Origin of the sequence: Wolbachia endosymbiont (group B) of Dolichovespula media, assembly GCF_947179505.1 — a bacterium.
Taxonomy (GTDB): domain Bacteria; phylum Pseudomonadota; class Alphaproteobacteria; order Rickettsiales; family Anaplasmataceae; genus Wolbachia.
The window spans coordinates 435,046-461,219 of record NZ_CAMXBR010000003.1 but is presented as its reverse complement, the minus strand read 5'-3'; the positions used below and the strand labels follow the sequence as shown (position 1 = coordinate 461,219).

Sequence of the window (26,174 nt, the reverse complement as noted above, 5' to 3'; positions counted from 1 at the left end):
ATGAAATATGATTTTAAAAACGTTGAAAAATTCTACCAAAATAAGTGGGATTTTTCTGTAAGCAAAGATAGTAAAAAGAAGAAATGTTACGTGTTGGAAATGTTTCCATATCCATCTGGTAAGATTCATATGGGGCACCTGCGTAACTATGCAATAGGAGATGTTATAGCACGTTACAAGAGAGCTCATGGATTTGAGGTTTTGCACCCAATTGGCTGGGATGCGTTTGGATTACCAGCTGAAAATGCAGCAAGGGACAATAATATTAACCCTGCAGCGTGGACAAAAGAGAATATAGACAATATGCGTGCACAGCTAAAATCTATAGGTCTTTCCTACAATTGGAATCACGAGCTTTCCACATGTGAGCCTGATTATTACAAACACGAACAGAAATTTTTTCTGGATTTTTTAAAGCATGGTCTTGCCTATCGAAAAGAGTCGTGGGTTAATTGGGATCCAGTGGACCAAACAGTGCTTGCAAATGAGCAAGTGGTTGATGGAAAAGGATGGCGATCAGGTGCAGTTGTTGAAAAACGTAAGTTATTCCAATGGTTTTTAAAGATTACTGATTTTGCTGAAGATTTGCTTCATTGTCTGCAAAGTTTAAAAAATTGGCCAGAAAAAGTCAAAACTATGCAAGAGCGCTGGATAGGAAAATCTGAAGGGGCAACTATAGATTTTGAAATAGTTGGCCTGAATAAGAAATTGAAGATTTTTACAACTTCTCCTCATACTTTATTTGGAGCTTCTTTTCTTGCAGTAGGAGCAGAGCACCCTATTGTACAAGACCTTAAGGACAAAGAAATAAGAGACTTTATTGGTAATATGAAGGCAAAGGGGGAGAATGATGAAAAAATTGGAATTTACACTGGACTGAACGTCAGGCACCCATTTCTCGACAAGGAATTACCAATTTATATAGCGAATTTTGTGTTGATGGAGTATGGAGAAGGTGCGATTTTTGGTTGCCCTGCACATGATCAGCGTGATTTTGAATTTGCACAGAAGTATGGTTTACCGATTATTCTTGTAGTTTGTGAAGAGACCACAGAGATCTTAAAAGAACCGTACTTCGGTGATGGAGTGATGTTCAATTCTGAATTCTTAAACGGACTAATGATTAATGAGGCAAAAAAAGTAATCATAAAAAAACTTGAAGAAAAAGGAATAGGTAAGAAAACAATAAACTATCGTCTACACGATTGGGGAATTTCAAGGCAACGTTATTGGGGATGTCCTATACCTATTATACATTGTAAAGATTGTGGAATTGTTCCAGTTCCAGAAAAAGACCTCCCTGTTGTTCTACCAACGGATGTAGAATTTACAAGTGGTGGTAATCCCCTGGATAAGCACCCAACCTGGAAATTTGTTGATTGTCCAAAGTGCGGAAAGCAAGCAGAGCGTGAAACTGATACATTCGACACCTTTTTTGAGTCTTCCTGGTATTTTGCTTCATTTTGCAGTGAAAATAAATCGATTAATAAAGATACTTGTAATCGTTTTATGCCTGTTGATTATTACATAGGTGGAATAGAACATGCAATTCTACATTTGCTTTACTCAAGGTTTTTCTGCCATGCTTTAACTAAATGTGGCTATTTTGACGTTAAAGAGCCTTTCTCTACTTTAATCACTCAAGGAATGGTCTGCCATATAACTTATAAAGATGAGAATGGCAAATGGCTCTTTCCCGAAGAAGCAAAAGAGTTGATTGCGAAGGGTGCTAAGATCCAAGTTGGAAAAATCGAAAAGATGAGTAAGTCAAAGAAAAATACAGTTGACCCAAACTTTATCATAGAAAAATACGGTGCTGATACTGCTCGTTTGTTTGTATTATCCGATATCCCCCCAGAAAAAGATATGGAATGGTCTGATGATGGCGTGGAAGGTTGTTTTCGCTACATAAATAAATTGTGGCGTATGGTAGTGCAACTTAGGCCCGTAAACATACACTATGATAATGAAAACATTGTAGGTAAACTCCTAGAGTACAGAAAAAAAATCCATAAACTATTGCAAGGGCTTACAGATGACTTGGAAAACTGCAGATTAAACTGTATGGTAGCAAAGTTTCGTGAAATGACAAATTTAATAGCTGAAATAGACGTAAAAACTGGAAAATCTCTTATTGATGAAGGTATATGCATACTAATCAGAGTAATTGAGCCATTCATGCCACACCTGGCTGAAAATTTATGGCAAAAAATAGGAGGCGAAGGCATGCTATATATGCAACCTTGGCCAAAAGCTGATGAATCACTACTAATTGATAATATGGTGACTGTAGCAGTGCAGATCAATGGAAAGTTACGTGCGACCATTGAAGTGGCAACTGATTTACCTCAAGAAAAATTGAAGAAAATAGCAACAGATTCTGTATCTAACAAAATCGATCAAAGCAAAATTCGCACTATATATGCTGTACCAAATAAGGTAGTAAACATAGTTATATAAAAATTTTGAGTAGCATGTCCCTAATTTCGTAGGTATACTTTTTTTGATATGAGGTTATATCTTTTTTAATATAAAGGATATATACTTGTGCATTATATATTTTTTTGTATGGGTAGTTATATGAAAATAAAAGGATTGTGTGTTTTAGCTGTGTTGCTCACTTCATCTCTAGCAGGTGCAGCTAGTAATAAAGCAGCTAGTAATAGTGCAAAAGAGCAGTACTACGCAGGTTTAAACTTTGGTGGTGGATGGGGTACTGGATTAAAAATAAAACCTGGCTTAGTTTTTGGTTATAATTATGATAAAAGCTCTAAGTTTGAACTTGAGATTCTCACTGACGTAAGTGATATGTTTGGAGGTAAGGATGCAGAAGGAAAGGACAAAGACAAGAAAATGGGAGCTAGTTTATTAGCAAATTACCGTTATTATCCTGACGTTGACATTGATCCTGTGAAACTATATGTCAGTGGAGGTTTAGGTGGATATCTCCAAGTAATACCTTTTGGCTCTGGTAAATCTGAAGGAAACTCTAATGCAGCTGAAGCTCAAGATAACACACTAGATAAAGTACTAGGTGCTATTTCCTACAAACTGAAGGTTGGTGTTGATTATGAAGTTGCTCCACAGATAGTTGGTACAGCTGCTTTAACCGTAGGTGGGCAACTGAGTGGTGTAAAAGCAATGACAGTACCGGATATGATGCTGGAAGTAGGAGTACGCTATAATTTTTAATGCTGGATAACATTGAATACATGTTTAATGTTTAGGTGTAACCACAAGCGATGCTCAAAACTTGCTGCTAGCATGTTTGAACACTTATTCCAGTCTGTTTTAAGGAAGTAATGTGTATGAATTATATGAGAACGATGAAAGTGTTCGCTGTGTTGGTTGCTTTAGCAAGTACAGCTAGTAATGGTACAAGTGAGTTAGAAGATCAGTACAAAGATCGGTATGAAGACCAGTACAAAGATCAGTATGAAGATCAACACAAAGATCATTGTGAAGATCAATACGAAGATCGATATGAAGACCAGTACGAAGATCATTACTATGTAGGTTATGTAGGTTTAAACTTTGGGACTCGATGGGGTGAAAGCTTTAAATTGAACCCTAACGTTGTCTTTGGTTATCATCATAACAAAAATTCTAAGTTTGAACTTGAGGTTCTTGCTAACATAAGTGATATAACTGATAAAGCAAAAAGAAAAGTAGGAGCTAGTTTATTGGCAAATTACCTTTACTATCCTGATCTTGAAATTGATCCTATTAAATTATATGCTAGTATAGGACTGGGTGGATATATTCGAATATTGCCATCTTTTGGTCTTGGTGAGGATACAAATGCAGTAAATTCAGCTGCAACTGTAGCCGCAGCCGCAGGTCAAAATGAAACACTAGATAAAATACTGGGTGCTATTTCCTATAAAGTAAAGTTAGGTGTTGATTGTGAAATTATTCCACAGATAGTTAGCACAGTTGCTATTGCTGCAAGCGGTCAATTAAGTGGCTTTAAACCACCGATGAAAAAACCAGATGCAATCATAGAAGTAGGTATACGTTATAATTTTTAAGCTATGAACACTTTGAATCCTTATATACAGTTGTATACTCGGTGCTATATATGTGCTATTTGCAAAGGTATTCTGTTTATGCTAACATTAAGATAAATCTTAAGCAATAAAATTAGAAGGATCAACTTCCCGCTGTAAGCAAGCAGCAACTACAGTGTTTATCATAAGAAATGCTATTGTCATCGGGCCAACTCCACCAGGCACTGGAGTAATAGCTTTGACTTTTTCTTTTACTCCCTCAAAGTCAACATCACCCACAAGCTTACTTTGATTTCCTATGTTAATGCTATTTATGCCAACATCAATCACTATTGCACCTTTTTTTATCCAATCTGGTTGAACAAAATTTGGCTTTCCAACTGCTGCAACTACTATATCCGCCTTAGAGCAATAATCAGCTAAATCCCTACTTTGTGAATGCAAGATGGTAACAGTGCAATTTTCTTGCAACAATAGGTGAAACATTGGCTTACCCACAATATTGGATCTGCCAATGATTACCGCATTTTTACCGGACAGATTATTTTCAACTGACTTAATTAAATGCAAAGAACCTTTGGGAGTACAAGGTATCAGACAATTTTTTTCACCTTTAACTAACCTGCCAACATTCTCATCATGAAAGCCATCTACATCTTTTTCAACACTTACTGTATTAATTATTCTACTTGCACTGATGTGCTTTGGTAAAGGTAACTGAACTAAAATTCCATGCACAGATGAATCTTCATTTAATGTATTAACTTTTTCAATCAATTCATCTTCTGAGATACTATCAGGCAAAACAATAGTTTCAGAACTTATGCCTATTGATTCTGCTTTTCTTTGTTTATTACGAACGTAGACCTGACTTGCTGGATTGCTACCCACAAGAATTACTTTAAGACAAGGAAAAACATTATACTCTTTCTTTAAAATATCAATTTTTTTTGATAGCTCCTCACAGAGATCATTTGCTATTTTTTTACCGTTAATAATAATTGACATTTCCTTGCCACTCCTTGAAGTCAGGTAATGCAATATCAAATAAATTCAATACTTTACCAACAGCATGATTTACAATATCATCCAAAGATTTTGGTTTAATATAAAAAGCAGGCATCGGTGGAGCAATAATTGCTCCCATCTCCGTTAGTTTTAACATATTTCGGAGATGTCCAAGATGTAGTGGAGATTCTCGCACCATAAGAACTAATTTTCTTCTTTCTTTTAGAGTTACATCTGCAGCCCTTGTTAATAGATTGGAAGTCACCCCCGATGCTATTTCAGACATTGTTTTCATAGAACATGGAGCAATAACCATACCTGAGGTTTTAAATGAGCCGCTTGCTATTTTTTCTCCTATTTTTTCTTCAGAATAGTAAAAATCTGCAAGCGATATAATATCTTCAAGTTTTTCTTTAATCTCATGAGCTATAGTTATTTTTCCAGCACTGCTGATCACTAAATGAGTTTCATGATTGGTATTTTTTAGTGCCTCTAGAATCCGTACACCGTAAATAGAACCAGATGCTCCACTTATTCCAATTACAATCCTACTATTCACCTTCGTAATTCATTCCCAATGCACGTTTGTAGGTATCAAGTAATATTTCCTGTTCCTCCCTGTCATCATCATCCATCTTTCTTAGCCTAATAATCTGTTTCATCACTTTTATATCCCAACCTTCATCTGCAGCTTTTGCATATATATCACGAATGTGATCTTGCACATCCCTCTTTTCTTGTTCAAGTTTTTCGATTCTCTCTATATAGCTCTTCAAATCTTCAGCCGTTATTTTTACTGTATCTTCCATAGAACCCAACTAATTAATTGCTACTACAGTATTATCAGTTTTTACTTGTACTTCAATCATAGTAATAATATTTTTATCTTTTTTTAAAATCTTAAAGTAAAAACCGTACATGGAAAACTCTTCATTTTCTTCAGGAATGCGCTCTATCTCGTTTACAATCATACCTGCTAGAGTTGTAGCTTCTTCATCAGGAAGATCCCAATGTAACTGTCTATTAATATCCCTAATAGTAGATTTTCCTTCTATGTGATACATATTATCGGATATCTTTTTTATAAAATTCTCTGTGATCAAATCATGTTCATCTGAAATTTCTCCAACTATTTCTTCCAGTATATCCTCAAGAGTTACGATTCCCTGTAGTGCTCCATACTCATCAATAACAAATGCAAGGTGTTTCCTGTTTTTACGGAAGTTGTGAAGTTGTACACTGAGTGGCGTACTTTCTGGTATAAACCAAGGCTTTGACATAACTTTGGCAATCTCTATTTTATTATCCTTTTCACGCAAGGCATTTATTAGATTTTTCACGTGAACCACTCCAACAATATTATCTGGTTCTTTTTGCCATAAAGGTACTCTGCTATGGCTACTGGTTAAAATCTCTCTTATTAACTCTTCTTTATTTCGATCTATATCAAGAGAAAATAAGTTTCTCCTGTGGGTCATAATTTGTGATATTTCTGTCTCAGCCAAATCAAGTATACTATTTAGCATATCTAAATCCTGTTGTAACATAGTGCCCTCACTGCGGTGAAGAGTAATCATATTACGCATTGCATCTGCTGCAGATATTACCTCCCTATTCTTATGAAGCCCACATAACTTCAGAATGATATTGACAATAAACTGAATGCCTAATGTCAATGGAGAAAGAACCTTGACAAAAAACAGCATAAAATAAGCAGAAAGTAATGTAAATTTTTCAGGATTTTGCATGGCGTAAGTTTTTGGTAAAACTTCACAAAATAGCAAAATACAAAACGTCATCATGAATGTTGAAAGAAATATGCCCTCATTCCCAAAAGAATTTATAAATATTACTGTAAATAAAGCAGAGCAAGTAATGTTAATAATTGTATTACACAGTAATATTGTTCCTATTGTTAATTCTTTTTTACCTAACAAAAGCTCTATTATCTTGGCTTTTTTGTTACCTTCTAGCTTTAGTTTATTCACTCGGGATCGGCTAATTGAGGTTAACCCTATTTCTGCTCCTGAGAACAAAAACGATAAAATCAATAAGAAAAAAATTGCTGACAATACTGAAATCAATAACCAATCCATTAAAGTATGATGTTATTGCAATATAGAAACAGAGTTGATTTTATATGTTGTAAGAAGCATTTGCAAGTCTATATATCTTTAATATAAAAAAATAAATCATGAAATATATCACACACTGCATTCACATGCATATTCTCAACAACAAGTGGAGGAGTTATTCTTATTACCCTATTATTTAAAATTTTAGTCATCATTAAGCCTTTGTCAAGAGATTGTTTAACAATTTTATCAGCCAAAGGTACTCTAAGCTCTATCCCTATCAATAAACCCTCCCCACGAACTTCTGAAACGATCTTCGGAAATTCTTCAGTCAAAGGCAACAACTTTTCTTTTAGATATTTACTGACCTTCTTAACATGGTCAAAAAAGCCTTCCTTTAGCATTACATCGAGTACTGCATTACCAACAGTCATGGCAAGTGGATTACCTCCATAAGTTGACCCATGAGTTCCTGGAGTGATTGCTTCTGCTATATAATCTTTTACTAAACATGCAGCCAGAGGAAATCCATTACCCATAGCCTTCGCACAAGTGAGCATATCAGGTTCAACTCCTATATTTTGATAGTAAAATAGAGAGCCAATCCGTCCATATCCGCATTGCACTTCATCAAAGCATAAAATTATTCCTTGAGCTTTTGTTATCTCTCTTACTTTTTTAAGATACTCTACCTCCAATGGATGTACTCCGCCTTCACTTTGTATGGGCTCTAAAAATATGGCAGCTGTTTCGCTATTGATTTTCTTTTCTAATGCTTCAATGTTATTTCTTGGAACTTTATCAAAACCAGAAAGGAGTGGAGCAAAACCTTCGCGTGATTTTTCATTTCCCCCAGCTGAAATTGCAGCAATACTGCGGCCATGAAAACCTCCTTCAATTGTAATGATGTGACTGCGCTTTTCTTGTCCATTTAAGTAGAAATAGCGGCGAATAAATTTAATTGCAGCTTCTGTTGCTTCAAGTCCACTTGAGCAGAAAAAAACTTTATCGGCAAAGGTAAGTTCTGTTAAACGCTGAGCAAGCCTTTCCTGCTGAGGAATAGTAAAAATATTAGAGCAGTGCCATAATGAATCCAGTTGCTCCTTCAGTTTATCTGTAATGTATGGATGACAATGCCCTAGAGAGGTTGTAGAAATTCCTGCAGCAAAGTCTAAATATTTTTTACCATCCTTATCGAAGAGATATACTCCTTCTCCTCTAACTATAGAAGCTTCAGATCTATTATAAGCGTTAACAACATGATCCATTTTAAATATTATCTATAGTGCATGAAAAAGCTTTCCCTTAATATTGCTTAAACTAAAAATTGAGCTAATATTATACAGTTCAACATAAAACTCAGAAATTTAATATGTAAAAAAGTAAAACTACACCAATTCACATTCAGCAAAAAAGAAAGCTATTTCTCTATGAGCGTTCTCTAGACTATCAGAACCATGCACTCTATTTTCACTAATATCATCAGCAAAATCACCCCTAATTGTACCTTTATCTGCCTGCTTTGGATCTGTAGCACCCATGATTTGTCTGTATTTACTGACTGCATTTTCACCGATTAAAACTTGAACTATCACAGACCCAGAAGTCATAAATTCCACCAAATCTCCAAAAAAAGGCCTATCCTTATGAATTTCATAAAACAGCTCTGCTTGTTTTTTTGTCAGCATCATCATTCTTTGTGCTATAATTTTTAGTCCAGATTTTTCAATGTAAGAATTTATACTGCCTGTAATATTATTTTTTACTGCATCAGGTTTTAATATTGAAAGTGTTCTCTCAATTGCCATATTATTTCCTTATATTAAGATCGTATATTTATAGATTTATTTTATTATAAACTTTGATTTGATAAAAGCAATTTTTCACTTATAGTTAAGAATAAACCATCAAGGAGGTGTTTTATGGGGTGTTGTAATAAAAAAAACAACAAACCAGTCGATCCTAATGTTAAACAATCAATTGAAACTACACTTACTGCTAAAGAATGGGTTAATCAATTCAAGTCATCAATTTTTTGTGGGACAAAAGGATTTTTAACTTTTAATTTGGCATTTTTGAGTTATTTAGAGTATAGCTTACACAATAATACAAAATTAAAAGAAGGCGCTGTTTTTGCAATAAAAAGGAATACTATTCCATTTTTCGAAATGGCTATCATAGTGCCATTTGTTTGTCTTGCATTACCATCTATGATAGGTGGGATGAACCTCATGCATTGTGCGCTTATATGAGCTATATTGATGATTGCCACGTGTTTTTTTGTGAGAACTACTTGTCAATTGCGTGAGAAATTAATGGAAAAGATCACTAACCATAGTAGAAAAGAAATAGATGAGCAATTTGAGGAAGACACTATAAAATTTCCTATTTTTAATAAAAACAGACAGCATATTGAGTATAATTCTCCTAATCAAGGACAAATAATGAATGAAAGTCCTCGCTCTCTCTTTGTTAAGGTTTTACTTTTTCCGCTTATGGTTCCTTTGAAGGCCCTACAAAGCTGCATAATGATATCTTTGGCTGCTGTTGAACTTCTTGAAGCAGTGCCAAGTTTTTGTGTTGATGTGGTTTTCGATAGAGGCTTTGCATCTACACAGAGTAACATGAAGAGATCTGCTCATCTATTGTATGCCAGTGTAAGAAATTTAGTGCCTGTAACTAAACTTGATGAGTGTGTAGCTGATTTTATAGGCAAACCTGAAAAAAGGTGCTGTCAGTGAAGAAGGCAGTAATCTTATTTAACCTAGGCGGACCTGATTCACTAAGTGCGGTCCGTCCTTTCTTATTTAATCTTTTTTACGATAAAAGAATAATAAATCTACCAAATCCTTTTCGCTTCCTTTTAGCAAAGTTTATCTCCAAAAGGCGAGAAAGTACTGCACAAGAAATATACGAGCACATTGGAGGTAAATCGCCAATCTTGGAGAATACGAAAGCACAAGCTGATGCTTTAGAACTAAAATTAAATGAAAATGGAAACCATGTATATAAGATATTCATCTGCATGCGTTATTGGCATCCATTTGCTGATGAAGTTGTTAAAAGCGTAAAGCAATTCGACCCTGACGAAATCATTCTGTTACCACTATATCCGCAATATTCAACCACCACAACTCTATCATCCATCGAGAATTGGCAAAAAAATGCCAAACTGGAATGTAACACAAAAACAATTCACCATTATTATGACAATGAAGACTTTATTGAAGCTCATGTTAATCTGACGTCTAAATATTATAAATTAGCTAGCAAAATCGGTAAGCCAAGAGTCCTATTCTCGTCCCATAGCTTACCTCTTAGTATCATTAAAAAAGGCGACCCTTACGCTTCACAGATAGAAAAAACAGTAAAATTAATAGTAAAAAAATTGAATATTGAAGATCTTGACTGGGGAATATGTTATCAGAGTAAGGTTGGCCCTGTAAAATGGTTGGAGCCTAGCACTGAAAGTGAGCTATCACGCGCAAAAGACGATAATATACCTGTAGTTTTATCACCTATATCTTTTGTTTCTGAGCATTCTGAAACACTGGTTGAACTTGATATAGAGTATAAAGCAATTATCAAAGACGGATATTACTTTCGCGTACCAACTCTCAGTACTGATCTCTTATTTATCAAGTGCTTGGCCGATTTATGTTTAGATCACTCTCAAAGTACTGATTTATAGCACTTTTCTTTTTAGATTTTTATAGTATAATATTAAAAAGTTATTATTTTATTATCTACTTATGCCAAAAGGTAAGCCAAATACATTTATAGAAAGTATACATGATGCTCACAATCATGATATTAGAAAGATGTATTGTATTGCAGTAGGTTTAACAGGCATATTGTGTAAAATTTCATTACAATTCTGTTGCGAGTTTATTGATAACAACAGATCCAATATTTGTACTATATTAGATATTTCTAAGTTCATAAAACTACCAACATCAATAATATTTGCTCTTCACTTTGGTCTCAATTTAGCTGGATATAAATCTAAAAAACTTCAGAATGGTAAAGGGGGAAATGAACCTGAAAAACCAATACAGGTTGTGGGTAGCTTAGCCTTCTTGGCAAACTGTGTAATAGGAATATTGATGCAGACAAAAATCATTCATTTCTTAGCTAGAAACAACAAGGATGTAATAAGTTATATTAGCTTAACATCAGCAGTTCTATTTCTATTTTCAGAATGCATAAACTGTTATTATACATGGAAGAAGTATCTAGATAATAAGGATTCTGAAAAGTCTGCTAAATATGGCAAAGAAGTTATTTTTAGCACATTCGCTTTGTCATTGGGCTTGTTAAGCTTCATATTAAAAAGAATGGAACTTCCAACCATACCAATAGACTTGGGTGGTGGCATAATCTATAATTTCAACTTAACTGTTACGGTTAGTTTGCTACTAAGCATAGCATATCTAGTATCAAACATCGATAAGTTTGTCAATCAACCTAATAATGGTACTGATCCTTCTACTGGACTTGATGACGCTCACCATATTCAGCATAATAGCAGCATTGTAGAAATTAATTATTAGAGATGAAAAGACTTAATTTCTACTGCCAATGCTAGCACTGCTAATTTGCTAACAATATTCCAAAGTGGCAAAGTTTTATTTTCTTGGCTGATGTCATAAAATTCACAGTCAGTGGAATTCAAGCTAGAATATACATCTTTCCTGCTATTACATCGGTATAAGTAACATGTTGGAGTATCTCCTATATAGTATATTAGCGGTTCTGCAGAACTACTTTTAAATATGTCAATAGTTGGTACACCTTCTTGTATAATAACACTATTGATTGCTATTCCTTCTTTTATCTTTTTCATTTTATGACGCTTTTTTTTATTGAGATTTAATATTTCCTTTCCACTTGTTGCTGTTATAATGCCCATTCCATATGTGCCATTGCTTGCTTTGATAAAAACGTAAGGTTGTGTTTTTATTTCATATTCCTCATATTTTTTTTGCACTAGAGATAATATTTGGTCAACTTTAGTCGCTACTGCTCTTAGTGATGAATCATCATTAAAGTCAACTCCATTACAGCTTTCTGTAAGCACAGAAATAAGCCATGGGTCCATTTTAAATTCGCCACAAAATTCGGACACTAATTTTTGATAGATTTCAAAATATTGAAATTTCTGCCTACTGTGCCAGCCATATAATGGACTTGGCACTATTTCTTGTTTTACGTTTTCTAGCGTGTCTGGAATGTGGCTCGTCATATCACGGTTCAGTATAATAACATCAGGCACAAATCCTGAAGTTGTCTTCAGCAAAGAGTTTTCTTTCACAACAGTTTCATACTGTTCTATTAAATTGTACGTTTCATTATGAAAGAGGCCAATTCTAGTTTCAAAACCTGCGAGTTGCAGTACCTTTTCTATGGCAAATACATTTTCTATATACATTTTATTTTGTGTGTAATTCTCCGGTATTATAAGGGCCTTTTTATATTGTTTTGTTTCGAAGTAGCTTTTTATCAATTTTGCTGCTATCGCTTTTGATACTTCACTTAGGTTATTAAACCCTGCAGGAAATAAATTGGCGTCTACTGGAGCAATTTTGTAGCCTGAATTCCTAAGATCTATGGAGCTATAAAATGGTAATGTAAAACCATTAAATTTTGTTTTGAACCAATTATTTATATCTTTTTCCAGATTTGGATGAATTATGTTTTGCATCTACACTTTAAATGTTATAAGAAAAGTACTATATTATAAGTTATAATCTTAATATAATATAACTAATTAAAATAACAAAAAAATGATTCATCATGACAGCAGTAAAATGTATGGTACTACTATACTGTCAATTAGAAGAGACAAAAATGTAGTAGTAATAGGTGATGGGCAAGTCTCGCTAGGCCATACCGTTATAAAATCTGGAGCAAAAAAAGTTAGGCGTCTTTCTGGTGATTCCGTAATTGCCGGTTTTGCTGGAGCAACAGCTGATGCATTTACTCTCTTCGAAAGGCTAGAATCTAAACTTGATAAGCACCCAGGACAGTTAATGAGGGCATGTGTTGAACTTGCAAAAGACTGGAGAATGGATAAATATCTAAGAAAATTAGAAGCTATGATGATCGTGGCAGACAAGTCTATTTCATTGGTCATTACAGGAACGGGTGATGTTCTTGAACCTGAAGATGGCATTGCAGCCATTGGCTCTGGAGGAAATTTTGCTTTATCTGCAGCAAAAGCTTTGATTGACGTTGAAGGAATATCAATAGAGGAGATTGCAAAAAAGGCTATGAAGATAGCTGCCGATATATGTGTTTATACAAACCATAATCTAATTATCGAAAAAATAGAGGAGTAATATGTCAAGAACTTTGTGTGCTAATTTTTCTAGTCAATCTGTAGTAGGTCAATTTGATAATAATGATGACTGTAATGAGAAAAATAGCCTCTATGAAAATGAAGGTATAGGAAGTAGTAGCATTCAAAGCTCACAAGCTTTATTAGATGATCTACCACCACAGAAGATAGTTAAAGAATTAGACAGATTTATAATCGGGCAGAATGATGCAAAGCGCGCTGTTGCTATTGCACTCAGAAATCGTTGGCGTCGAAATAAAGTCCCACTTCCACTACGTGAAGAGATTATACCTAAGAATATACTCATGATAGGCCATACGGGAGTTGGTAAAACTGAAATAGCTCGCCGTTTAGCAAAGCTTGCTGGTGCACCTTTTATAAAAGTTGAAGCAACGAAATTTACTGAAATAGGATATGTTGGACGTGATGTTGACTCGATAATACGTGATTTAGTTGACGCAGCAATAGTTTTAGTTAAGGAAAAAGCACGTAAAGCCTTAACTGAAAAAGCTTTAGGTTTGGCTGAAAAGATAATAGTCAACTCCATGGTTGGTGAAGATGCAACCGAGGAAAGCAAAAAAGTTTTCAGAGAAAGACTGAGAAATAAGGAATTTGAAGATGGAGAAGTTTCTATTAACGTCAGGGAGAGCAAGGGTATGTTACCCACTTTTGATATACCTGGCATGCCAGGTGGGCAAATTGGTGTGATGAACGTAACAGAAATCGTGGGCAAGATGTTTAATGGGAGCAAAAAAACAAAAACTATTACAGTTAAAGTGAAAGAAGCACGTGAAATATTGATTAATGAAGAAAGCGAAAGGTTAATGGATGAAGACAAGATAGTCAAAGAAGCGATTGATCTTGTTAGCAATGAAGGTATAGTGTTTTTAGATGAAATAGATAAAATTGCAGCACGTACAGAAATAAAAGGTGAAGTTAACAGAGAAGGAGTGCAGCGCGATCTGTTACCATTACTTGAGGGAACAACTGTTTCAACTAAGTATGGCCCCGTAAAAACAGACTATATATTATTTATTGCATCTGGTGCTTTTCATTTATCTAAGCCATCTGATCTTTTACCAGAATTACAGGGTAGATTGCCAATTAGAGTGGAACTTAAGGCGCTTACTCAAGAGGATCTAATAAAAATATTAAAGGAACCAGAATCTAGTTTGTTAAAACAGTATATAGCGTTAATGAAAACGGAAAATGTAACACTTGAGTTTACTGATGATGGTATAGAGACTATAGCTGAAATAGCATTTACAGTTAATAGAGAAGTGGAAAATATAGGTGCAAGAAGACTTCATACTGTCATGGAGAAGCTTTTGGATGAAATAAGTTTTATCGCTTCTGAAAAAAATAATGAAAAATTTGTTATAGATAGCAAATATGTAAGAGATAAACTAGAGTCAATTTCAAAGCAGCTTGATTTATCTAAATTTATACTTTAGAGGAAGCTTACTTTAAGTAATATAGAGCATTCAAGAGGTTTTATTTTTTCTTACTTCGTAATTCTTTAAGCTATTTTGCAATAGTAGAATTCAAGCTTAAATCAATTATTGCAATATCACAATCTATGCCTTTTGTTAACACATCAGTTAAAAGATCAGGTGGAGAAAGAACTGTTCTTTTATTACCAGCTCTCATTCCCACAACTCCAAGTTCTATAGCAAGTGGTATTTTTTTGTCACCAACCTTAAACTGCACTATTTGATCTTTGATTATATACTCACCATTATGTCTCTTTATGCTATATTGAACTGATATCTCATCGCCACATTTTACTCGTTTTCCAGTTTTGTTAATTAAGTCATTAAAAATCATCAGGTTATTTACTGAATCGGGATATTTATCTTTTACTTCAATCAGTTTGATGTAATAAGAGTTAAAACTCATTTTGTTGTCATCAGCAGCAATAGTAACTACACGCTCTCCGCCTTCTTTCATACCTATTACCCCTAAACTCACTTCTTTTAAGTAATCCTGACCTATTTTCAAATTGACATCAGTCGGAAGTAGCGTTGCTAGGTTGTTGGAGACTTTGTACATTTGTAGCAGAACTTCTTGGCCACAGAAAACTTTACTGCCACTGCCTTCAGTAATTTCATAAAAATTTATCATCTCTTCTTCTTTTTGCTGTGTTATTTCTTCTAAATATTCTGCTAACCCATGCTTTTCAATATAACGATCAAGAGCTGATTCAAGTATCGGCCTGACCAAATAACTTGCTATCATCTGTGTCAAACCACCATGTGTAGCATTTATTTCGTAAAGCTTTTCCCTTTTCTCTGGTTTATCTTTGTTTATATAAACAATCGTAATTATAAAAGCAGAAGCTAAAGCGAGAATCATTACTACAGAGATAAACATTTGTAATATAATTTTTCTAACCATCTTTTTTTACTTGATTCAATAAATCATATAAGTCATTAGTATTCCCTGAAAGCGTACTTAAATTATCTGAGGCCTGTTTAAAGAGACTATCTATATAATTTTCCATTTCATTTTTGCCAAGCACGGACATTAAATTGTTTGTTTTATCTTGCTCATAATCTTCGATATCATCCTTGGATTGAAAAATAAGCCCTAGATTTATTCCATAGTTATATAATGCTTCCCGCTCCTTGTCTGTAGCGCCTCCTATTATAGCCCCTATTTCACATGAAGCTGCAAATAGTTTTGCAGTTTTCATCAAATGAATTTCTTTTATTTTGTCAAAATCTGCACCTATATCTAAAATCTGCCCTCCCACCATTCCCTTCATTCCTATTGCTTGAGAGAGCACTTTTATGATCTCACAATTTAACAAAGATAATACCTCAAAAGCCAGGGTAAGTAATGCATCTCCGGCCAGTACTGCTGTTGCTTCACCAAATTTTTTGTGGCAGCTTGGCTGGCCTCTGCGGGTGTCACTGTTATCCATACATGGCAGATCATCGTGAATTAGGGAGTAAGCATGAATAAATTCAATTGCTGCTGCTGCTGTTATTGCTTTTTCAACCTTTATGTTGAATATCGACGAAGATGCTATAACTAAAAAAGAACGTATATGTTTTGCAGGAGCAAGAAGCACATAACGCATAGCTGATATAAGTCTATTCTCGCTATTTTCAGGTAAGAGCTTATTCACTTCTACAACAAGCAAATTTTTTGTTGTTTCGTCTAGCATTTTTAAATTTATTAACTATCGAGTGCTAAGAGATAAGAAGTTTTTAATAGTTTATATAATCATAAAAGCTATTGCAAACATCAAAATTTCTTATAACATCAGAGAATAGGTTATTTTTTAGTAAGAAATGAGCGAATTAGCAAAAAGCACTAGGGAAGATATAGAAGAAAAAGTAAAGAAGATTATACTGGAGCACATCAGTAAGGATGTAGAGGGATTTGGTAGTTCTTCAAAGCTTTCAGACCATGGCACAGATAGTTTAGATGCAGTTGAAATAATTATGGCAGCTGAAGAAGAGTTTGGTATAGAGATTCCTGATGAAGATGCGCAAAAAATGGAAACTATGGAACAGATAGTTGAATATATAGTAAACAAAGCAAACAATTGATGTTGAATGAGCAGAAGAGTAGTAGTTACCGGTGTCGGCTTAATTACTCCACTAGCAGCAGATGTTAATAACACCTGGTCAAAGCTGAAAGAAGGTAAATCTGGCATCAAAGCAATCAATACAGATAGGTTCGACTCTTCTGATCTTGCTTGTCAGGTTGCAGGGCAGGTGCCTGTGCAATCCGATAACATTGAGCATTATTTTAATCCACTAGATTATATTTTTGAAAAAGACCTAAAAAGAACAGATCGTTTTATTCACTACGGAATTGCAGCAGCTGTTCAGGCAGTAGAAGATTCACTAATTTTGGAAAATAAAAATATTAATAAAGAGCGAATAGGTGTAGCTATTGGTTCTGGTATAGGTGGTCTTCCATCAATTCAGGAAAATGTAATTACCATGCAGGAGAAGGGGCCTAGACGTGTTAGCCCATTTTTTGTTCCTGCAAGTCTAATAAATTTGATATCTGGTCATATTTCTATTAAATACGAATTTATAGGTCCAAATGACTCAGCGGTAACTGCATGTGCAACAGGTGCGCATGCGATTATAAACTCAGCAAGAGCTATAAAACTCGGTGAAGCTGACATTATGATTGCAGGCGGAGCAGAAAGTGCGTTATGCAGAGTTGGAATTGCAGGTTTTGCATCGATGAAGGCGCTATCAACTAAATTCAATGATAATCCTGAAGAGGCCTCAAGGCCATGGGACGAAGAACGCGATGGATTTGTCATGGGCGAAGGGGCAGGTATATTAGTTCTGGAAGAATATGAACATGCAAAAAAAAGGGAAGCAAAAATATATGCAGAACTCACTGGATATGGGTTAACAGGAGATGCGCACCACATCACAGCACCACATCCAGAAGGAAGAGGCGCACTTAAGGCAATGGAACTTGCTTTAAGGAGTGCACAAGTAAGCCCAAGTCAAATTGGGTATATCAATGCACATGGGACTTCAACAACACTTGGGGATAAAGTTGAAGTAATAGCAATGAAGCAGTTATTCGGTGACTATGCCTATAAAATACCTGTTTCCTCGACTAAATCTTCTATAGGACATTTACTTGGTGCCGCAGGAAGTGTTGAAGCAATATTTAGTATCCTTGCATTAAACAATGGAATTGTTCCACCAACTTTAAACCTACACAAACCTTCAGAAGGGTGTGATTTAAATTTTGTACCACTTAAAGCTCAAGAGCATAAAATTCAATATGCGCTTTCTAATTCATTTGGTTTTGGTGGTACCAACGCGTCTCTCATCTTTGGAAAGGTGTAGTTAATTATGCTATTTTGAATCGACTACGAAAATGTTATTCGAGTAGCTGAAACTAGAATCCAGTTAAATTGGTCAGCATAAAAGTAATGTTGAAATATAACATTTTGATGATGATGAAGAAATGGATCCCAGTTTCAGCTACTCGAATGACAGAAGAAGAAAAAGCAAAATTTTGCCTTTTACCGCTAACCTATTATACTTACTTGATAAGTTCTATCGCTTGATTAAATGCATAAAATATTAGTAAGAAGTAACCATAAGCCCTTGATTGGAAAAATCAAGATTAATGGTTCAAAGAATGCAGTCTTGCCAATAATGGCGTCAAGCTTGTTTAGTAATTCTTCAATAACTTTGCATAACGTACCTGATTTAATTGACGTGCATTTGATGTCTGAGCTGCTTAAGAGTCTTGGTGCAGAAGTAAATTTTATATGCAATAAAGACTATAAAGCAAATCACACTTTGGAAATTGACTGTAGCAATATCAATAACTATTTAATATCACATGAAATTGCAAGCAGACTGCGAGCATCTTTTTTAATGCTAGGTCCAATGCTCAGCAGATTTGGTAGAGTTTCAACAGTATTTCCTGGTGGATGTAATATTGGAAAACGTCCTGTTGACATTCATATTAAGGCACTTGAAGCAATGGGAGCTAAAATTGAAATTGATAGCTGTAATATAACTGCAACAACAAAGGGGAAATTGCAAGGCAAAGAAATAACATTTGAAAAAGTGAGTGTTGGTGCAACAGAAAATATAATAATGGCAGCAACACTTGCAGAGGGAGTAACAATAATAAACAATGCTGCAATCGAGCCGGAAGTTCTTGATTTAATAGAGTTTCTGAAGATTATGGGTGCCAATATTGAAGTTAATAATACAAAAATCACAATAGAAGGTGTTGAAGCATTAAATGGGTGTGAGCATAAAATAATACCAGATCGCATAGAGGCCGGTACTTATGCTTTGGCTGCTGTCATTACCGACGGCGAGCTAAAGTTGGAAGGAGTAAGTTTGTCTGATATAGAATGTATTGCAAATGAATTGAAGACTATAGGAGCCAGAGTTGAGTTACATGATGATGGTATTATTATTTCTAGAAAAAATGGCTCTATTAAATCTGCTCACGTTGCAACAAATCCATATCCCAACTTTCCCAGTGATATGCAACCACAACTAATGTCTGCAATGTGCATTGCAGATGGAATATCAATCATTGAAGAGAACATTTTTGAAAGTAGATTTGCACATGCAAATGAGCTAAGAAAATTAGGCGCTAATATCAGCATCGAAAAAAGTAAAGCTACTATAAGTGGAACAAAGAGCCTATCTGGAGCTAATCTGCATGCTAATGACTTAAGGTCAACAGCAGCTTTAATTCTCGCTTCTTTGGTAGCTAAAGGAGAAACTACAATAAATAACTCACATCATTTATGGAGAGGCTATGAAGCGATGGACGAAAAACTCAATTCGTGTGGAGCCGATATTTCCTTGAGGACATGTTATGAATAAGCGAACTACAGTAAAAGAGATAGATGAAATTCTATACGAAGAACATAAGGTGTTAGATCATGGATTTGTTCGAGTAATTGATTATATGGGCTCTGATAGCGCCATAGTTCAAGCTGCTCGCGTTTCTTATGGAAAGGGAACGAAACAGATAAATCAAGATGAGGCGCTTATAAAATATTTGATGAGAAATCATCATACAACTCCATTTGAAATGTGTGAAATTAAGTTTCACGTGAAACTTCCAATTTTTATTGCAAGACAGTGGATAAGACATAGAACTGCAAATGTGAATGAATATTCCGGAAGGTATTCGATACTTGATAATGAATTTTATATACCAGAACAGGTTGCAAAACAATCTGATAATAATAAACAAGGCAGCGGTGAAGCTTTTGACTCAAGTACTTCAAAAGAAATAATAGATTCTCTAATAAATGATTCTAATTTAGTATATTCTCATTATGAGAAATTTATTGAACAGGGCCTTGCAAGGGAAATTGCCCGAACTAATCTAACACTTAATTACTATACTCAGTTTTATTGGAAAATAGATTTACACAACCTTCTTCACTTTTTAAGACTTAGAGCTGATCAGCACGCCCAATATGAAATTAGAGTCTATGCAGAAGTTATGTTGGACATAGTGAAGAAATGGGTCCCGCTGGCCTATAATGCTTTTGTTGAATACTCGCTAAAATCAGCCTGCATTTCAAAAACTGGTCTTGAAATAATTCGCAAGCTAATAAAAGGAGAAAATGTTACGAGAGAAGAAAGTGGCATTGGTAAAAGAGAATGGAATGAGTTGATGTCTATACTTGGTAAATAGCCAAAAAGATCAAGTTATATCGTTCACAGACTTGCAGGTGTAAGCAACAATTTATTCATACCTTTATCAACTGATATATCAATTATTTTTGAATTTATTTTTTCCATTGTTTCGTAAAGCTTTTCGGCTTTCTTTAACATTAGTGTTGCATTTCTAAGCATAATATAAACTTGGCAATAATCTGCAAAATTTTCAATATACATATCATATGAATAACGGTTTACAGCAAGTTCCATTACCCTACAAATTTCCTCTAATGTAAAATTGGCAGCTCCTGTATCAGGACAAAAGCCAACCGCTCCTTTATTAGGGTCAAAAAATATGTATTTATCATTCTCTGCTTTATACACCAACATAGAATGCCCCTCATCCTCAATGACATCTTCTTCATTACAAGCATAGCAAAAATAACTAAATTCTAAGTAGCATCCTATCTCCACATCATTTAACGCACATTTGATTTGTTCTTGCTCAGTATAGATCCATAGTTCTGTTGAAGATAAATTATTATTTAATTCCTTATATATTATGTCATCATAATAAAATTGATCTCCTTCTCGCTTTTCAATGCTCTGAACATCAAGAATAGGTAAGAATTGCGATAAAAACTGCATCATTAATAACTTTTTCGTTTGTTCTTTTTTTCCATCAATATAATTCATAAAATCTTGTTCAGATATAATATTATCAGACTCGAGAAATGCAACAAAATCTTGCCTATTCTCTAATTTTACAAAAGTAATAAAGTAACTTAATGAGTGACATAGCCCTTTTTGGAATCAAAATCTAAAATTTCTTCAAATCTATCTTTTAATTGTACAATTTTAGATATACTATCTGACATAAAAGTATTCAAATTAAATTGAATAGCTTTCTCACTTTCAAATAATTTATTATATTGTTCTTCAGCTGATAAATCCGGTGCTTTGTATACATATCTACCATTTTCTCTACGTATACCTTCTATATCTTTAATTATACCTTGTTCTACATTTTTACTGATAGAAATTTGGTGCTTTCCTTTATTGGCAAATTGATTTAAAAACTCCGCAATTTTCTGTTTTGAGAGTCTTATTTCAACTTGTCCATCTTCTCTATCTTCAGTTTTACAAAACACTTTAACTCTAGGATGTTCCTTATCAGTACAGACTTTTAATACAATAGGTTGAGCAATGCGATTAACATATTTTGGCATATTATTTATTAAGATATTAACTATATATCTTAATAATGGTATAAATTACACTACTTGTCAACTAATATCTTGATAAATTAATAATATTTATTATATAAAAAAGTAAATTACATAGTAGGTGGTGTCATGCAAGTAGCTGACACTGGAATGGCTTTGTTGCATCACTCTTCGGATAATAGGTAACGTGGAATAAATTCATGAAGCTATCTCAAATTTAGCCATGCCTATATCAGTAAATTTGTTAAGCAAATAACACTTGAGTAGCAGTTCTCTCTCACGATTAACCTCAGATTTGTTTCTAAAACTAAACCCAAATGTTTGCTTCAGTCGCGAGAAAAAACTTTCTATATAAGATCTCTTCCCATAATTTATCTCTTTTTTCCACCTCTTCATACCATCTTCATCATATGACTTTATGAGCTTGATTGTAGAATTTCTCTCATCCATATAATCCAACTTTGGATGCTCTATTGCATTATTTTGCGGAGGAATCCTTGTCTTTATGTCAAGCTCATCGCACAGTTTGTATAACTTCTTTCGATTATATGCCCTGTCTGCATATAGTGTGCTTATATTATATTTAACATCAATCCTTGCAATAAGATCACATGCTCCATAGTGGTCAGAATAAACTCCGCCACTGTATTTTGCTGCTATAACTTTTTTGCTACCTATCTCTAGCATTACATGCAGTTTTCTTGTTTGCTCATAGCAGCGATACTTTCTATCTGTACCATTTGCCTTGCTATGACCTGGAATATTATTGTAGATCAGTACTATCTATGGCAATCTCAATATCTTCTGTATTATTTTTATCATGTCTTCGATCATTAATTTTGATGTTAAGTTTTTTAAGCCTTCTTGAGGCCTGGGAATAGCTAATAACTTGCAAGTTTTTCCTTACTTGCTCAAGGTACCCTGCTATAAATCCCGCTGTTTGTCTCAGATCTATTCTAAATAAATAAGTTATTATGTGAACCAGAATCACGACCTTATCGCTATAAATATAGTTGCCACCAGCCATTTTTGGACCTTTTTCGTACCAATTTTCTATGGCATCATTGACGTAATAAAAAATATTTCCCCTCTCTTGGAGAAATTTGTTATATTCATGGCAGTTACTGACTCTCATTTTTTGTGGCATATTTTTCTTTAGTAGGTTAAATGCTTGTCTTATAGTGAATTTTGTCAGTAACTGCCAGTTCTTTTTATTTGACCTATGCAACAAAGCCCACTGGAATCCAGGAATTTTTTGAGCACGAAAGTTTATGCTAAGTTTTTGTTGGTAAAAAAGGCTGGATCCCAGTGTCACGCACTGGGATGACAAGAGGAGAACTACTGGGATGACAAGGGGAGAGCTACTAAATTACATCTTCAATTTCTGTGTGTCAAGCACTGAAGAGGTCTCTCCTATTTTCTCTTGATGAATAAATCTAAGTAGAGTATAGTAAAAATGCATTTATGTAGCGATTAATGAGCAATTTAGTTTTAGTCTATATAACTTTTTCAAACTTGAAAGAGGCTCAGGCTATTTCTGAAGAATTGTTAAACGAGAAGTTAATTGTGTGTGTAAATATATTTCCTGAAGTAAATTCTCTGTATTTATGGGAAGGTAAAATTAATAGTAATTGTGAAGTAGTGGCAATTATGAAAAGTAGGAATGATCAGGCTGATAAGATTGTAGAAAAAATCGAGGCAATGCATTCTTATGGTCAACCAGCCGTTTTGATAATACCCATAGGAAAAGCGAATAAATCTTTTACTAATTGGGTTAATAATGTTATTGATATAAACAATATTGGGGTGTAGCCAAGTGGTAAGGCAGCGGTTTTTGATACCGCCACGCGAAGGTTCGAATCCTTCCACCCCAGCTTTATTGAAGTGTGCGTGAAATGATATCACTTTTTTATAAATTAAGGTTATTTAATTACATACTGGGCAGTTTGAAAGATATAGTTGTCAAGCTATTTTTTTTCACTTTGTATCTTTATACATCGAGCATTATGCTCATGTTTCTCACCAGTGGCTTTTGGTATGCTGTAGAATTTAGCTCTTTCAAAAATGCATTTTACCATTTATATCAATATTTAAAATGGTATTATGAAAATAGAGATGATTTGGGTTATGGAGTTTCTATTAGAATATTAGTAGCGTTTCTTACTCCGCATTTTCTCTACAAATTATTTTCTGGCACAGGCTGGAAGTCTTTTTTCAAGGAGAAGATAGTTCAGATACTCAGCACAAGAAGAAAAATGGGTAATAAACCAAATGGCAGTAGTTATGGTTATAGTAATAAGAACAGTTACGGTAACAATAATCTTCAAGAGGCAGAACGGAAAGTGAATATGATAAAGCAGCTATTAATCCAAGATATAGATGAAGCTATAGAAAAAAGATTAAATGATATTTTTCTTGGTGAGAGGGGTAAACCTCATTAAAAGGGCTTTATCTTTTTTAGAATTGGCTGTATTTTGTTTTTTACGTATAACCGATCGCAATCAGCCAGTATACATGTTTCAACAAAATCTTGACTGAAGTCTGATAGCCAGGAAATTGCTTTACGTTTCTCTACCAAGCTTTCTGTTTTTTTACAGTTACTTGCTGCATCAATCATTGCCTGTGATATCACTGATTGCCACAGTATGCAGTACCTTTGTATATCATCTAAAGTGCTATTTGCTTCGTGATGGTGAAAAAATTCTTTGAAATTGAAGTTATTTGACATTATGTACCTCTTTAAGTTGAAAATTAGAATTTGAAGTAGTGCGAAAGTTGTCTGCTGCAATGAGTAGCCTTTATGACAGTCAGACCGGGTTTTATGTGAGCTATAAATGTTTAAGAAATTATATCTATTCAGATCTATGTGAAACCAGTGCTTCTTTTCTTGTTATCCGAGCTGGGATCCAGGTTGACAAAAGCGCTTTACAACGTTTTGTGTACAAAAGCCAGTGTTGCATGACACTATTTGTTCTTATAGCTTTTTTGTCTATCTTATTTTGTCACTCTGCTGAACAGATAATTTTCGCCAATAAGCTTTCTACTGAATTTTTGTTATTGAGCTCACACAGATCAAAGACAAGTTTTGAGTCAAAAATACCCTTAATATTATAATAAGGGGCTGGTAAAATGTGTCTAGTAAGTTTTCTTCTCTATGCAACTGCACCTCAAGCTAATAATGGACCATCAGGCGTATTACCAATTACATTGATCTGGTTTAATATTTTATTAGTGGGGTAAAAATAATTTTTTATAAACTCCTTATATATAGCTGTTAATTTATGTATATCGTCTATTGATACGCATTCATTTACCTGATGTGCGGTTTTGTTGATCATACCAAATTCAATTACTGGACAAATATCCTTAATAAACGCAGCATCAGATGTGCCACCATTTGTACTCAGCACAGCATCAATGCCGGTAATTTTATTTATCGCATCAAGCATAATATCAGTATTTCTATCAGGAATAGAGAGAAAAACGTTTCTGCTGCTCTGCATAGACAGTTTATAATCGTTAGTCACATTGGTGCATATTGCATCAATCATCTTATATAAAACGTCTGGTGTTTGTGTATTGTTATATCGAACATTAAAACCTGCTGCTATTGAACTAGGTATTAGATTATTAGTATTATTTCCAACGTCGATAGTAGTAATTTCGCAATGTGAAGGCTGAAAGTATTTATTACCAGTATCAAAAGTGGTATCTTTTATCTTACTTAGTATCGATACCATTTTATATATTGGATTATCTGCTAGATCTGGGTAGGCAACGTGCCCTTGTTTACCATGGCAAATCAATTTAAATGTTGCAGAACCTCTTCTACCTATTTTTATGGTATCACCTAATTTCTCACTACTAGTTGGTTCGCCAACTACACAAAAATCTATCTTTTTTTGCTTGCTTTTCATCCATTCCAAAACGGCCTTTGTTCCATGTTCTTCCGTGCTTTCTTCAGCGCTGGTAATCAATGCACTGATTGAACCGCTGAATCGAAACTTACCTGCAACTGAATCTACGATAGCAGCAATAAATGCAGCTACTCCGCCTTTCATATCAGATGCTCCTCTTCCATATAGCATTCCATCTCTAACTTCTGGCTTAAATGGATCAGATATCCAATCTTTTAACTCACCTGGTGGTACAACATCAACATGTCCAGCAAAACACAAGTTTGGTACTCCATTTATATATTTCGCATAAAGATTTTTAACTTTATCACCAAACTCTAAAATCTCACATTCAAAACCACTTTTCTTGAGAATGGCTGCTATATGCTCTATTGCCCCATCGTCTTTTGGTGTTATACTTCTAAAAGAAATTAATTTCTTAGTTAGTTCTACAGGGTCAATCTTCATATCAAT

27 protein-coding genes, 1 tRNA gene and 2 pseudogenes are annotated in these 26,174 nt (G+C 34.4%); 16 read left to right on the top strand and 14 right to left on the bottom strand.

The window, feature by feature from the left end; genetic code table 11:
• The 3 genes from leuS (at position 1) to OM967_RS04735 (ending at position 4,031) form a co-directional block, all read left to right on the top strand.
• Positions 1 to 2,460, top strand: coding sequence for a leucine--tRNA ligase (gene leuS, locus OM967_RS04745; RefSeq protein ID WP_264337713.1), 2,460 nt, complete (start codon positions 1 to 3; stop codon positions 2,458 to 2,460).
• 120 nt (positions 2,461 to 2,580) lie between these two features.
• The gene (locus OM967_RS04740; RefSeq protein WP_264337712.1) at positions 2,581 to 3,192 is read left to right on the top strand and encodes an outer membrane beta-barrel protein; all 612 of its coding nucleotides are present in this window, start codon (positions 2,581 to 2,583) and stop codon (positions 3,190 to 3,192) included.
• A 110-nt stretch (positions 3,193 to 3,302) separates the two neighbouring features.
• Entirely contained in the window at positions 3,303 to 4,031 is a 729-nt protein-coding gene (locus OM967_RS04735) for a cell envelope biogenesis protein OmpA (RefSeq protein ID WP_250120109.1), read from the top strand.
• A gap of 99 nt (positions 4,032 to 4,130) precedes the next feature.
• Here OM967_RS04735 and folD read toward each other — a convergent pair whose 3' ends face one another.
• The 6 genes from folD to ndk all read right to left on the bottom strand — a co-directional run bounded on the left by folD (position 4,131) and on the right by ndk (position 8,901).
• Positions 4,131 to 5,018 (bottom strand): bifunctional methylenetetrahydrofolate dehydrogenase/methenyltetrahydrofolate cyclohydrolase FolD, encoded by an 888-nt coding sequence (gene folD, locus OM967_RS04730; protein WP_211907508.1) that lies wholly within the window; start codon positions 5,016 to 5,018, stop codon positions 4,131 to 4,133.
• The gene (locus OM967_RS04725) at positions 5,002 to 5,577 is read right to left on the bottom strand and encodes a UbiX family flavin prenyltransferase (protein ID WP_010406412.1); all 576 of its coding nucleotides are present in this window, start codon (positions 5,575 to 5,577) and stop codon (positions 5,002 to 5,004) included. The genes folD and OM967_RS04725 overlap by 17 nt, the downstream gene beginning before the upstream one ends.
• The gene (locus tag OM967_RS04720) at positions 5,570 to 5,827 is read right to left on the bottom strand and encodes a DUF2312 domain-containing protein (protein ID WP_264337711.1); all 258 of its coding nucleotides are present in this window, start codon (positions 5,825 to 5,827) and stop codon (positions 5,570 to 5,572) included. Before OM967_RS04720 ends, OM967_RS04725 begins: the two co-directional genes overlap by 8 nt.
• 9 nt (positions 5,828 to 5,836) lie before the next feature.
• The gene (locus OM967_RS04715; RefSeq protein ID WP_211907510.1) at positions 5,837 to 7,114 is read right to left on the bottom strand and encodes an HlyC/CorC family transporter; all 1,278 of its coding nucleotides are present in this window, start codon (positions 7,112 to 7,114) and stop codon (positions 5,837 to 5,839) included.
• Between the two features lie 68 nt (positions 7,115 to 7,182).
• Complete coding sequence (locus OM967_RS04710; protein WP_250120110.1) at positions 7,183 to 8,361, bottom strand: aspartate aminotransferase family protein; 1,179 nt, start codon at positions 8,359 to 8,361, stop codon at positions 7,183 to 7,185.
• 120 nt (positions 8,362 to 8,481) lie between these two features.
• Positions 8,482 to 8,901, bottom strand: coding sequence for a nucleoside-diphosphate kinase (ndk, locus tag OM967_RS04705; protein ID WP_211907511.1), 420 nt, complete (start codon positions 8,899 to 8,901; stop codon positions 8,482 to 8,484).
• 114 nt (positions 8,902 to 9,015) lie between these two features.
• Here ndk and OM967_RS08075 point away from each other — a divergent pair.
• The 3 genes and pseudogenes from OM967_RS08075 to OM967_RS04685 all read left to right on the top strand — a co-directional run bounded on the left by OM967_RS08075 (position 9,016) and on the right by OM967_RS04685 (position 11,646).
• A pseudogene (locus tag OM967_RS08075) lies at positions 9,016 to 9,834 on the top strand (hypothetical protein).
• Positions 9,831 to 10,784, top strand: coding sequence for a ferrochelatase (hemH, locus tag OM967_RS04690; RefSeq protein WP_211907512.1), 954 nt, complete (start codon positions 9,831 to 9,833; stop codon positions 10,782 to 10,784). The pseudogene OM967_RS08075 and the gene hemH overlap by 4 nt, the downstream one beginning before the upstream one ends.
• 61 nt (positions 10,785 to 10,845) lie before the next feature.
• Positions 10,846 to 11,646 (top strand): hypothetical protein, encoded by an 801-nt coding sequence (locus OM967_RS04685; RefSeq protein WP_211907513.1) that lies wholly within the window; start codon positions 10,846 to 10,848, stop codon positions 11,644 to 11,646.
• Here OM967_RS04685 and gshA read toward each other — a convergent pair.
• The gene (gene gshA, locus OM967_RS04680) at positions 11,643 to 12,797 is read right to left on the bottom strand and encodes a glutamate--cysteine ligase (protein ID WP_264337708.1); all 1,155 of its coding nucleotides are present in this window, start codon (positions 12,795 to 12,797) and stop codon (positions 11,643 to 11,645) included. The genes OM967_RS04685 and gshA overlap by 4 nt on opposite strands.
• Before the next feature lie 82 nt (positions 12,798 to 12,879).
• On the opposite strand from gshA, the gene hslV reads away from it, so the two are divergent.
• Together hslV and hslU are read left to right on the top strand one after the other, a co-directional pair.
• The gene (gene hslV, locus OM967_RS04675; RefSeq protein ID WP_010406442.1) at positions 12,880 to 13,434 is read left to right on the top strand and encodes an ATP-dependent protease subunit HslV; all 555 of its coding nucleotides are present in this window, start codon (positions 12,880 to 12,882) and stop codon (positions 13,432 to 13,434) included.
• A gap of 1 nt (position 13,435) precedes the next feature.
• Positions 13,436 to 14,887 (top strand): ATP-dependent protease ATPase subunit HslU, encoded by a 1,452-nt coding sequence (hslU, locus tag OM967_RS04670; RefSeq protein ID WP_264337707.1) that lies wholly within the window; start codon positions 13,436 to 13,438, stop codon positions 14,885 to 14,887.
• Positions 14,888 to 14,957: 70 nt separating this feature from the next.
• On the opposite strand, the gene OM967_RS04665 is transcribed toward hslU, so the two are convergent.
• Entirely contained in the window at positions 14,958 to 15,830 is an 873-nt protein-coding gene (locus OM967_RS04665) for an FKBP-type peptidyl-prolyl cis-trans isomerase (RefSeq protein WP_250120113.1), read from the bottom strand.
• Positions 15,823 to 16,605, bottom strand: a complete 783-nt coding sequence (locus OM967_RS04660; protein WP_010406449.1) for a polyprenyl synthetase family protein — start codon at positions 16,603 to 16,605, stop codon at positions 15,823 to 15,825. The genes OM967_RS04665 and OM967_RS04660 overlap by 8 nt, the downstream gene beginning before the upstream one ends.
• Positions 16,606 to 16,732: 127 nt before the next feature.
• On the opposite strand from OM967_RS04660, the gene acpP reads away from it, so the two are divergent.
• From acpP to thyX, 5 genes are all read left to right on the top strand, one after another.
• On the top strand, positions 16,733 to 16,993 hold the full coding sequence (gene acpP, locus OM967_RS04655) for an acyl carrier protein (RefSeq protein WP_211907517.1): 261 nt from the start codon (positions 16,733 to 16,735) through the stop codon (positions 16,991 to 16,993).
• A 6-nt stretch (positions 16,994 to 16,999) separates the two neighbouring features.
• Positions 17,000 to 18,271 carry a beta-ketoacyl-ACP synthase II gene (gene fabF / locus OM967_RS04650; RefSeq protein WP_264337706.1) on the top strand — a complete coding sequence of 424 codons (1,272 nt, stop codon included), beginning with the start codon at positions 17,000 to 17,002 and terminating at the stop codon, positions 18,269 to 18,271.
• Between the two features lie 86 nt (positions 18,272 to 18,357).
• Complete coding sequence (locus tag OM967_RS04645) at positions 18,358 to 18,495, top strand: hypothetical protein (RefSeq protein ID WP_158307661.1); 138 nt, start codon at positions 18,358 to 18,360, stop codon at positions 18,493 to 18,495.
• A 4-nt stretch (positions 18,496 to 18,499) separates the two neighbouring features.
• Positions 18,500 to 19,786 carry a UDP-N-acetylglucosamine 1-carboxyvinyltransferase gene (gene murA, locus OM967_RS04640; protein ID WP_211907519.1) on the top strand — a complete coding sequence of 429 codons (1,287 nt, stop codon included), beginning with the start codon at positions 18,500 to 18,502 and terminating at the stop codon, positions 19,784 to 19,786.
• Complete coding sequence (gene thyX / locus OM967_RS04635) at positions 19,779 to 20,612, top strand: FAD-dependent thymidylate synthase (protein ID WP_211907520.1); 834 nt, start codon at positions 19,779 to 19,781, stop codon at positions 20,610 to 20,612. The genes murA and thyX overlap by 8 nt, the downstream gene beginning before the upstream one ends.
• A 23-nt stretch (positions 20,613 to 20,635) precedes the next feature.
• Here thyX and OM967_RS04630 read toward each other — a convergent pair whose 3' ends face one another.
• From OM967_RS04630 to OM967_RS08240, 3 genes and pseudogenes are all read right to left on the bottom strand, one after another.
• Positions 20,636 to 21,274 carry a hypothetical protein gene (locus OM967_RS04630; RefSeq protein WP_264337705.1) on the bottom strand — a complete coding sequence of 213 codons (639 nt, stop codon included), beginning with the start codon at positions 21,272 to 21,274 and terminating at the stop codon, positions 20,636 to 20,638.
• An 89-nt stretch (positions 21,275 to 21,363) separates the two neighbouring features.
• On the bottom strand, positions 21,364 to 21,807 hold the full coding sequence (locus OM967_RS04625; protein ID WP_264337704.1) for a hypothetical protein: 444 nt from the start codon (positions 21,805 to 21,807) through the stop codon (positions 21,364 to 21,366).
• Positions 21,808 to 22,002: 195 nt separating this feature from the next.
• A pseudogene (locus OM967_RS08240) lies at positions 22,003 to 22,951 on the bottom strand (IS5 family transposase).
• A 329-nt stretch (positions 22,952 to 23,280) separates the two neighbouring features.
• On the opposite strand from OM967_RS08240, the gene cutA reads away from it, so the two are divergent.
• The 3 genes from cutA (at position 23,281) to OM967_RS04600 (ending at position 24,245) form a co-directional block, all read left to right on the top strand.
• Positions 23,281 to 23,616: a divalent-cation tolerance protein CutA gene (gene cutA, locus OM967_RS04610; RefSeq protein ID WP_211908645.1), complete on the top strand. Its 336-nt coding sequence runs from the start codon at positions 23,281 to 23,283 to the stop codon at positions 23,614 to 23,616.
• Positions 23,607 to 23,678, top strand: a tRNA-Gln gene (locus OM967_RS04605). Before cutA ends, OM967_RS04605 begins: the two co-directional genes overlap by 10 nt.
• 138 nt (positions 23,679 to 23,816) lie before the next feature.
• Entirely contained in the window at positions 23,817 to 24,245 is a 429-nt protein-coding gene (locus OM967_RS04600; RefSeq protein WP_246433248.1) for a hypothetical protein, read from the top strand.
• Here OM967_RS04600 and OM967_RS04595 read toward each other — a convergent pair.
• Together OM967_RS04595 and dapE are read right to left on the bottom strand one after the other, a co-directional pair.
• On the bottom strand, positions 24,242 to 24,532 hold the full coding sequence (locus OM967_RS04595) for a hypothetical protein (RefSeq protein ID WP_211908641.1): 291 nt from the start codon (positions 24,530 to 24,532) through the stop codon (positions 24,242 to 24,244). The genes OM967_RS04600 and OM967_RS04595 overlap by 4 nt on opposite strands.
• A 439-nt stretch (positions 24,533 to 24,971) precedes the next feature.
• The gene (dapE, locus tag OM967_RS04590; protein WP_264337702.1) at positions 24,972 to 26,168 is read right to left on the bottom strand and encodes a succinyl-diaminopimelate desuccinylase; all 1,197 of its coding nucleotides are present in this window, start codon (positions 26,166 to 26,168) and stop codon (positions 24,972 to 24,974) included.
• Between the last annotated feature and the right edge of the window lie 6 nt (positions 26,169 to 26,174).